Origin of the sequence: Gemmiger formicilis, assembly GCF_900167555.1 — a bacterium.
GTDB lineage: Bacteria > Bacillota > Clostridia > Oscillospirales > Ruminococcaceae > Gemmiger > Gemmiger formicilis.
On sequence record NZ_FUYF01000033.1, the window covers coordinates 1 to 7,741 of the forward strand.

The 7,741-nt window shown below is 49.8% G+C and carries 10 protein-coding genes; 2 read left to right on the forward strand and 8 right to left on the reverse strand.

Annotated features, from left to right (window positions below; translation table 11 throughout):
* Both B5D32_RS13565 and B5D32_RS13570 read left to right on the forward strand, forming a co-directional pair.
* The coding region (locus B5D32_RS13565) for a sigma-70 family RNA polymerase sigma factor (protein ID WP_143402778.1) at nt 1-314 on the forward strand (314 nt) is incomplete at its 5' end.
* Between the two features lie 5 nt (nt 315-319).
* The gene (locus tag B5D32_RS13570) at nt 320-499 is read left to right on the forward strand and encodes a helix-turn-helix domain-containing protein (protein ID WP_242943475.1); all 180 of its coding nucleotides are present in this window, start codon (nt 320-322) and stop codon (nt 497-499) included.
* A 184-nt stretch (nt 500-683) separates the two neighbouring features.
* Here the strand turns inward: B5D32_RS13570 and B5D32_RS13575 are convergent, their stop codons facing one another.
* The 8 genes from B5D32_RS13575 to B5D32_RS15430 all read right to left on the reverse strand — a co-directional run.
* The gene (locus tag B5D32_RS13575; protein WP_159447059.1) at nt 684-1,565 is read right to left on the reverse strand and encodes a transposase; all 882 of its coding nucleotides are present in this window, start codon (nt 1,563-1,565) and stop codon (nt 684-686) included.
* Between the two features lie 233 nt (nt 1,566-1,798).
* Nucleotides 1,799-3,898: a PTS sugar transporter subunit IIABC gene (locus B5D32_RS13580; RefSeq protein ID WP_078785514.1), complete on the reverse strand. Its 2,100-nt coding sequence runs from the start codon at nt 3,896-3,898 to the stop codon at nt 1,799-1,801.
* A gap of 85 nt (nt 3,899-3,983) precedes the next feature.
* Nucleotides 3,984-4,832: a PRD domain-containing protein gene (locus B5D32_RS13585; protein WP_078785515.1), complete on the reverse strand. Its 849-nt coding sequence runs from the start codon at nt 4,830-4,832 to the stop codon at nt 3,984-3,986.
* Between the two features lie 843 nt (nt 4,833-5,675).
* Nucleotides 5,676-5,966: a hypothetical protein gene (locus B5D32_RS13595; protein WP_078785516.1), complete on the reverse strand. Its 291-nt coding sequence runs from the start codon at nt 5,964-5,966 to the stop codon at nt 5,676-5,678.
* Nucleotides 5,959-6,234, reverse strand: a complete 276-nt coding sequence (locus tag B5D32_RS13600; protein ID WP_078785517.1) for a DUF7724 family protein — start codon at nt 6,232-6,234, stop codon at nt 5,959-5,961. Before B5D32_RS13600 ends, B5D32_RS13595 begins: the two co-directional genes overlap by 8 nt.
* A 262-nt stretch (nt 6,235-6,496) precedes the next feature.
* A complete protein-coding gene (locus tag B5D32_RS13605) occupies nt 6,497-7,045 on the reverse strand; it encodes a hypothetical protein (RefSeq protein ID WP_078785518.1) in 549 nt (182 codons plus the stop codon).
* Nucleotides 7,046-7,137: 92 nt separating this feature from the next.
* Complete coding sequence (locus B5D32_RS13610; protein ID WP_078785519.1) at nt 7,138-7,383, reverse strand: hypothetical protein; 246 nt, start codon at nt 7,381-7,383, stop codon at nt 7,138-7,140.
* Nucleotides 7,384-7,400: 17 nt separating this feature from the next.
* Nucleotides 7,401-7,741 (reverse strand): hypothetical protein (locus B5D32_RS15430; RefSeq protein WP_478292488.1); only part of this gene is annotated, 341 nt, incomplete at its 5' end.

Sequence of the window (7,741 nt, forward strand, 5' to 3'; positions counted from 1 at the left end):
AACGCCAATCTTACATAAAGAAGAAACAGAGAGAGCATGAAAAAGAAACCAGAACTAAAAAGGAGGCAGAACAATCCGAATTTAGAACCGCCGGGTATGATATGTGGAGCAGAATGGAGCCGCAAAATGAAAAACTGATGGCTGCTATGCAGCAATTAAGTCTCAAAGAGAGGTTTGTTGTCACAGAGTATGCCCTAAAAGGAAAGCCCTTTAAGGAAATTGCTCAAGAAACAGGACTCAAAGAAAAAGGAGTGGCATCTGCCTATTATAGAAGCATTAAAAAGCTGAGAGCCGAAATGGGGGATGTAAAATGACTTTTATGGAACTGTTACTCTCAGCTAAATTGGGAAGTACATCGGCCTTTGAAGAACTGTTTGCGAGGTACAAAAATCTTTTGCGAAAATATTCCGTAGTAAACGGTGTATTTGACGAGGATTTATACCAAGAACAGTGCGTGCTGTTTGTACGCTGCATTGAAATTTTTGATGTGAATCGATAATAGAAAAGGGGCTGTTGCACAAGGAAAAATTCCAAGTGCAGCAGCCCCTTTACGGTTAAACGGTTCCAAAAGCACCAAAACGCTCGCCATAGGCCCCCTGATTTTCCAAAAAGAGATAACTCAAACAGGCCCTTCTGAATAACGATTGTTTTCCAGAGGAGCCTGTTTTCCAATTCTTCAAAAATCAGAAATTCAGGTATGCTTTAGGCTGAATCAAATGCAGATTTTGCAGTCCACTGTTGCACTTTGCCAGCAGATGAGCAATGTTTTGGGAAAGCCCCAAGAACAGAAGCTCAGCCAGAACTTTGACCTTGCCGCCGGTAAGGAAACGCTTGAAATTCCGATTGTGCTTTAGCTGTCCGAAGGCACCCTCTGCCTGAATAGAACGGTTGCAGCGCAGCAACTTTCCTTCCTCGGTGGTAATGTTGTGATACGAATTATTGCGCAGATTCTGAAATTCCCAGCAGACAAAAATTTCCTTGAGCCTTTCGCTGTCTTTAGCCTTGCAGCAGGCTGCACGGTAAGGGCAGTCGGAGCAGTCCTCGCAGCGGTAAACAGAGATTTTGCGCTCTGTACCGTCCTTCGCATGGGAGGTATAGTGAGAACTGAGATCCAAATGTCTGCCGTTCTTGCAGATAAAGCAGTCATCCGGTTCGTAATAGCCCATGTTTTCCATTCTGCCAACCTGTGACTTTGAAGAACGCTTTTTCCCCGATTCATAGTTGGCGGGCTTAATAAATGCGGTCTGGCCATTTTCAAACAGCCAGCGGTAATTGGCCAGACTTTCATAGCCGGAATCAGCCACGACATTGCGATAGGATTTTCCGTGCTTATGCCATAAATAGGTCAAAAACGGAATCAGCGTGCCGAAGTCTGTTCTGTTGCTGAATACGCCAATGCCGGTTATGAAACCGCTGTTGACAGCAAACTGAACATTATATCCGGGTTTTAGCTGACCATTGCGCATATGGTCGTCTTTCATATGCATAAAAGTGGCATCTGTGTCTGTCTTGGAATAGCTGTTGCGATTTTCCCCGCAAATTGTCTTCTTTCTGTTGTACTCCATCCAGCGGCGATAAGCTTCCTCGCCACAACCTCTATAAGGACCTCTTTGCTTACTTCGGTAAGCAAAGTGGCCGCACATTCTGAGCCTATTGTCAAGTATTTAGAAGAAAAAATCCCTCTATACCAATTTCTGCGTTGGTGTAGAGGGATTGCCTATTTAACTTAGTGACATTGCCTTTATCGGAATAGCTTTTTCCTTTATAACAACCCCGTCTTACAGTTGGGGAGAAACGCTTAGCGCTTCAGTTCCAGCAACGCATCACCCTGCTTTACGGTGCCACTGGCTTTAGCTTCGACAGCGGCATAGTCATCGGTATTGCAGACAATGACCGGCGTGGTCACGGGATAGCCTTCGGCCTTAATGGCTTCCAGCTCAAAGCGGATCAACGGCTGGCCCTTCTTTACCTTGTCGCCATCGTTGACGAGGTAGGTAAAGTGCTTGCCACCCAGCTTGACCGTATCGATGCCGATGTGCATCAGCAGTTCGGCACCGTCAGCCGTGGTCATGCCTACGGCATGGTGGGTCTCAAAGGTGGAGGAGATCTCACCGTCAGCAGGTGCCACCAGTTCACCGTCGGAAGGCTCAATGGCAATGCCATTCCCCAGTACACCGCTGGCAAAGGCTTCATCCTTCACATCGGCCAGCGGCACTACCGTACCGTTCAGGCAGGCAGACAGCACGGTATCCTTTGCTGCGGGTGCGGGTGCGGCTGCCGGCGAGGGAGCGGCACCCGGGTCTTTGGGTGCACTTTCCAGATAATCTTCCAGCTTTGCCTTGATGACGGCCACCTTGGGGCCATACACCACCTGTACGCCGTTGCCCTTGCAGATCACGCCGGAGGCGCCGGAGGCTTTGAGCACATCCTGTTTGACCAATGCCGCATCTTTGACCGTGCAGCGCAGACGGGTTGCACAGCAATCCACATCGGCCAGATTAGCGGCACCTCCCAGACCTTCCACGATCAGTGCACTGACCGGGTCATTTCCGGCAGGCACACTGCCGGAAGCAGCATTGCGGGCGTTCACGTCCGCACGGGTGTACAGCTTGACTTCCTCGGCATCATCGCGACCCGGGGTCTTGTAGTCAAACTTGGAGATCATAAAGCGGAAAATGATGTAGTACAGCACAAAGTACACCGCACCGACCACGACCACCCACACCCAGTGGGTCTTGGCGTTGCCCTGCATCACACCGAACAGCACCAGATCGATGAGACCGCCGGAGAAGGTCATGCCTACGCCCACATTCAGGATGTGCATCAACATGAAGGACAGACCGGCCAGTACGCAGTGCACCGCGTACATGGGTAGTGCCACGAAGATAAAGGTAAATTCCAGCGGCTCGGTAATGCCGGTGAGGAAAGCCGTCAACGCAGCAGACAGCAGCAGGCCACCTGCCGCCTTTTTCTTTTCAGGCTTGGCGCACTGGTACATAGCCAGCGCCGCGCCGGGCAGGCCGAACATCATAAAGGGGAACTTACCGGCCATGAAGCGGGTAGCACTGACCGAGAATACAGTGGTGGACTTGGAAGCCAGCTCGGCAAAGAAGATGTTCTGTGCGCCGGTCACGGTCACGCCGTCGATGATGGCGGTGCCACCCACAGCGGTCTGCCAGAACGGCATATAGAACACATGATGCAGTCCAAAGGGAATCAGCGCACGCTCCAGCAGGCCGTAAATAAAGGTGCCTGCGTAGCCGGAAGCCAGCACCAGTGCACCCAGCGCGGCAATACCGTTCTGCACCACCGGCCAGATATAGAACATGGCAATGCCGACCACCAGATACACAATAGAACTGACGATGGGCACGAAGCGTGTGCCGCCAAAGAAGGCCAGCACTTGCGGCAGCTCGATCTTATAGAATTTGTTGTGCAGTGCCGCCACGCCCAGGCCGACCACGATGCCGCCGAACACACCCATTTGCAGCGTTGTGATGCCCAGCATGGTGGTGGTGGAGTTGGCAGGCATAGCTTCTACACCGCCCGCCGCATTGATCATGGCCTGAATGGCCGTATTCATAATGATATAGGCCACTGCACCGGACAGTGCTGCGACCTCTTTTTCCTTGCGAGCCATGCCGATGGCTACGCCCATGGCGAACAGCAGCGCAAGATTGTTGAACACCGCATTGCCGGTCTGACTCATCACGTCCAGAATGGTATAAATGAGGGTGCCCGGATGGATGACGCTGTTCAGGCCATAAGCCGCCAGCATCGTTTCGTTGGTGAACGAGCTGCCGATGCCCAGCAGCAGGCCCGCCACAGGCAGCAGTGCAATGGGCAGCATAAAGCTGCGTCCCACGCGCTGCAGCACGCCAAAGATCTTGTCTTTCATCTTAAGTTCTCCTTTTCCTAAGTTCGTATCCAGCATATATCTACACAGGAAAGACCTGTGGAGAATCAAAGGTGAAACAAAAAGCTTATTTCCCCATCCAAATCCGTTTCAGATGGATGGTAAGGAACACCAGTTCCTCGTCCGAAAGCTCCTTGTGCCAGGTATTGCGCACATACTCCGCAATGCAACAGGCGCATTTGTAGTGTTCGCTGCAATTGCGGGCGATCAGGGCGCGGAACACTTCGTCATGGGTATCGTTTTCCTGCTCCTGTTTTCCTTGAAATACGCGCTGTGCAAAAAAGCGCAAATGCACTGTAAAACGGCTGAAATCCAGTGCATCCCGGTCAAAATGGAAGTTGTAAAAGCATTCCACTACCTGCACGCAGCCATCCACAAAGCGGGTGACATCGTTCACCACGCTCATGGTGGTGTTGAGCTCTGCGTTGACGATGTGCAGCGCAATAAAGCCGCCCTCGTCGTCCGAAAGGTCTGCATGGAAGCGCTGGCGGATAGTGGCAAGGCACTCCACGCCAAGGTGATACTCTTCCGGGTAGAATTCCCGAATGGAAGTCATCAACGGGTTAGAAAAGCGAATACCCTCTTCGCTGCGCTGAATGGCAAAGCTGATGTGGTCGGCCAGCGTGATGAGCAGGCTTTCATTCAGTGGGTATTTCAGCCGCTGCCGGATGGTTTCTACCAACTCATCGGTGAGCAGTAGATGCTCATACGGAATCCGTTCCAGAAGTTCCACCAACTTTTGCTGCACGGCAGGGCTGGTCATGCGGTAGCTGCACTCTGCGGTTTCAGCCTCGATTTTATAGCCCGGCTTAACACCAAAGCCCAAACCGCGCCCGGTGACGATCAGTTCACAGCCCGTGGGGTCCACCACGCGCAAAATGTTGTTGTTGATTGGCTTTTTGACGGTATATTGCATTGTTTCTTCTCCTCGGGTTGAAAAAGGCAATAAAAAAAGACCACCCTTGACACAGCAAACATACCGAAGGCTGAAACACGCTTTCGGCTTGTGCTATGCAGAGTTGGTCTAGCCCGCCAAACGGTAACAATCCAACGACGCTGCTCACGTACATTTTTCTTTTTTTGTAAGGCGCAAACAAATCAGGCACTTGAATAACGATTTATTCTGTATAATACTACAATATCACATTCTTTGTGGAGTGTCAAGGCGAGAACGGCTCTCTTTTTCACTTTGTTAGCTTTGCACAAATTCAGTCGATAATTTACAGCAGATTGACAAGTAAAAAGATTTCTTTTATTCCTCATCCGGATACAAGTTCCGTGCATCCTTAACTGCAAGCAGAGGATTTTATTTGACGTGCATGATACGAAACCAATCGCAATAAATCGTCCCTTTACAGTCGGGCAAAACTGGATTATGCTCAACACGCCCAGAGGAGCACAATCCAGTGCGATTCTCTACAGCATTGCAGAAACGGCAAGGCCAACAATTTGAAGCCGTATGAGTATTTCCGCTTTTTACTGGACGAGATTGCAGAACATCTTTATGGCCGGGAGCATGATCCGAATGACCGCGCGTTCTTAAATGATCTGCTGCCGTAGTCGGACAAGCTGCCTGACATTTGCAAGAAGAAAATTTGAGGCTTGCTGGAGCCGGATTCGGCTCCAGCTTTATTTTTGCTTGACGGCTGTGCTTGAGCGGTTACATAGATACATTGCACAGACTTACTCCCTTTAATACTCCTCTAGAAAAAACCAGCCGGAAGTAAATCCCTTCCGGCTGGCATATACATATTCTCTTTTACGCGGTAAATGCAGGGCGGATACTCTGTTGTACCCCGGTCTTTTCTTCTTGTTGCTTTGCCCACGTCACGCGTGTCACTTCTTCAACAAATGCGCGCGCTTTCTTATCGGCAGAATAGTAATGGATTCCAAATTGGTCGCAGACGTCAAACAAAAGTTCGGTGTAGGCAAGTTCGTCCGCTGACGGCATCGCAAAATATCCACCTGCCGCATCGGCCAGTTCATCGATTTCATAACGTTCATTTATGATCATATCTGCCTCATCGGCTATATTTTTAACATTAACCATTTACCACGCTCACTTCCTTGATCGGAGCCAAAAATGTATCTGGATCAAAATATAAATTTTTCAAAACAGGAATTAAATCAATATACTCTTCTTCAGGCCTGTCATTCTGTTTATACTTTGCCATCGCTACAATATAACCATGATTCCATTCTTTTACTTCTGTATAATGCTCCAATGAATATGGTGCGCGAAATCTAATTACCTTATCCCCCACACGGAAAACTGTATAATTGGATTCATTGCTAAGAATTGCCCGTTGGCTATTCATACACGTTTCCCTCCTTCATTACTCTGGCTTTTTCAGTAGCTGTTCAAAGTTTGAGTATGCCTCGCGAATGATTTGTATTTACCTACTTTAGTATCAATAACCGCAGCAATCAATTCAAAATCACGGGGACCTTCTGCAACAATTCCTTTTTGTCAAAAGAGCGCATTTATAGGTTTGAGGCAAGCAATAAACGCACTGCGGCAGCCTGATTTGACGCTTTTACAGGTGACTGTGAATGGAACATCTGCATGATTCCATAGGATCAAATCGCTTTGCCGCCTGACTCTTCATACTTACTTTTGCGTGCAATGTCGCTTTTGAAGCGGATGCACCGCACGTGACCGAGACGTTCTACAAGGAAACAGTACGGGCGGATGCCATCGTCGATTTCCAGAATTTCATAGGGCAATAGCTGCATAGAGAGCAACTCTGCCAAAGAATGATTTTTGATTTGCTTTGCAAATTCCATCGCCGTATAAGGTGACTCTCCCTCATACCGCACTGCATAGCGGCTGGGGTATGGGAAAAACGAGATTCCGTTGGCCGCAAGCATGCTCTCTCCTGCCTCGATTTCCGGTGAACGGAAGTGGTAAATCCGCAATGTGGGCGGCACGCGCCGCTTAGGACACCATTTCGGTACATTTACCTTGGGGTCATCAGAGCGAAAGATGATGATTTTTTTGCCGCCGGTGCAGTATTTTGTGTTCGGTTTCATGCGCCGACCGTGAACTATTTTCGTTTCAGACCCGGCATAGAGCTTGCAGTCCGGGCAGTAATAACACTTAAATTTGCGTACTTTTTCTTCATACATAGTCAATTTCACCTCTTATTCCGTCAAAAGAAGCCGTGGCAGCAAAGCGCCGCCACGGCTGTAATTAAATAATTCTGCGAACATTCAACCCTTTACGCACACGCGGCCAGCGTTTGTCGGCGCGGGTTGAGGACCGCGAGTACAAAAGGGCGAGGCTTGATGTAATAATGGGTGGTGGATGTTTCAAAGTGGATCTCCTGCGTCTCGGTTTCGTGAATCTTCACCACAGGAGCCGTATGGTACATCTCGCCGCCCGTACTGAAGATGGCGGGTCTGCCCACCATCAGTGCGGACATGAGTTTGCCGGTAATGTAAAGCTCCAGCTTCCGCTTTTTCATTCTGTCCTTGCCTCCCTTTAAGCATCTCTGCACAGTTCCACCACGATGAACCGCGCGTTATCCAGCAGCGTGTTCACATGGTACAGCGAGGTGTTCTGCATCTGCGCAATCTCGTTCGTCTGGTAGCCTTTGGTGCGCAGACGGATAATTTCCATCTGCTGGGGCGTTACCCGCTTGGCGAGGGCGTGCAGAAGCAATGCAACCTCACTTTCACGCAGCGCTTCCTCGTCCGTTACCGTTGGTGTTGAATGCCGGGTCAGATGCCCGGTGTAAGACTGACGGGGACGAACAAAACGGATGACGCGGAAACGGCGCTTGTCGGTGCGGTGGGTATTGACAACTTCGCCTTCCATCGCCC

Coding starts and splice junctions, on each gene's coding strand:
- B5D32_RS13585 (WP_078785515.1), bottom strand. CDS start 4,832: ATGCAATATACCGTCAAAAAGCCAATCAACAACAACATTTTGCGCGTG.
- B5D32_RS13580 (WP_078785514.1), bottom strand. CDS start 3,898: ATGAAAGACAAGATCTTTGGCGTGCTGCAGCGCGTGGGACGCAGCTTT.
- B5D32_RS13575 (WP_159447059.1), bottom strand. CDS start 1,565: ATGGAGTACAACAGAAAGAAGACAATTTGCGGGGAAAATCGCAACAGC.
- B5D32_RS13595 (WP_078785516.1), bottom strand. CDS start 5,966: ATGGTTAATGTTAAAAATATAGCCGATGAGGCAGATATGATCATAAAT.
- B5D32_RS13610 (WP_078785519.1), bottom strand. CDS start 7,383: ATGAAAAAGCGGAAGCTGGAGCTTTACATTACCGGCAAACTCATGTCC.
- B5D32_RS13600 (WP_078785517.1), bottom strand. CDS start 6,234: ATGAATAGCCAACGGGCAATTCTTAGCAATGAATCCAATTATACAGTT.
- B5D32_RS13570 (WP_242943475.1), top strand. CDS start 320: ATGGAACTGTTACTCTCAGCTAAATTGGGAAGTACATCGGCCTTTGAA.
- B5D32_RS13605 (WP_078785518.1), bottom strand. CDS start 7,045: ATGTATGAAGAAAAAGTACGCAAATTTAAGTGTTATTACTGCCCGGAC.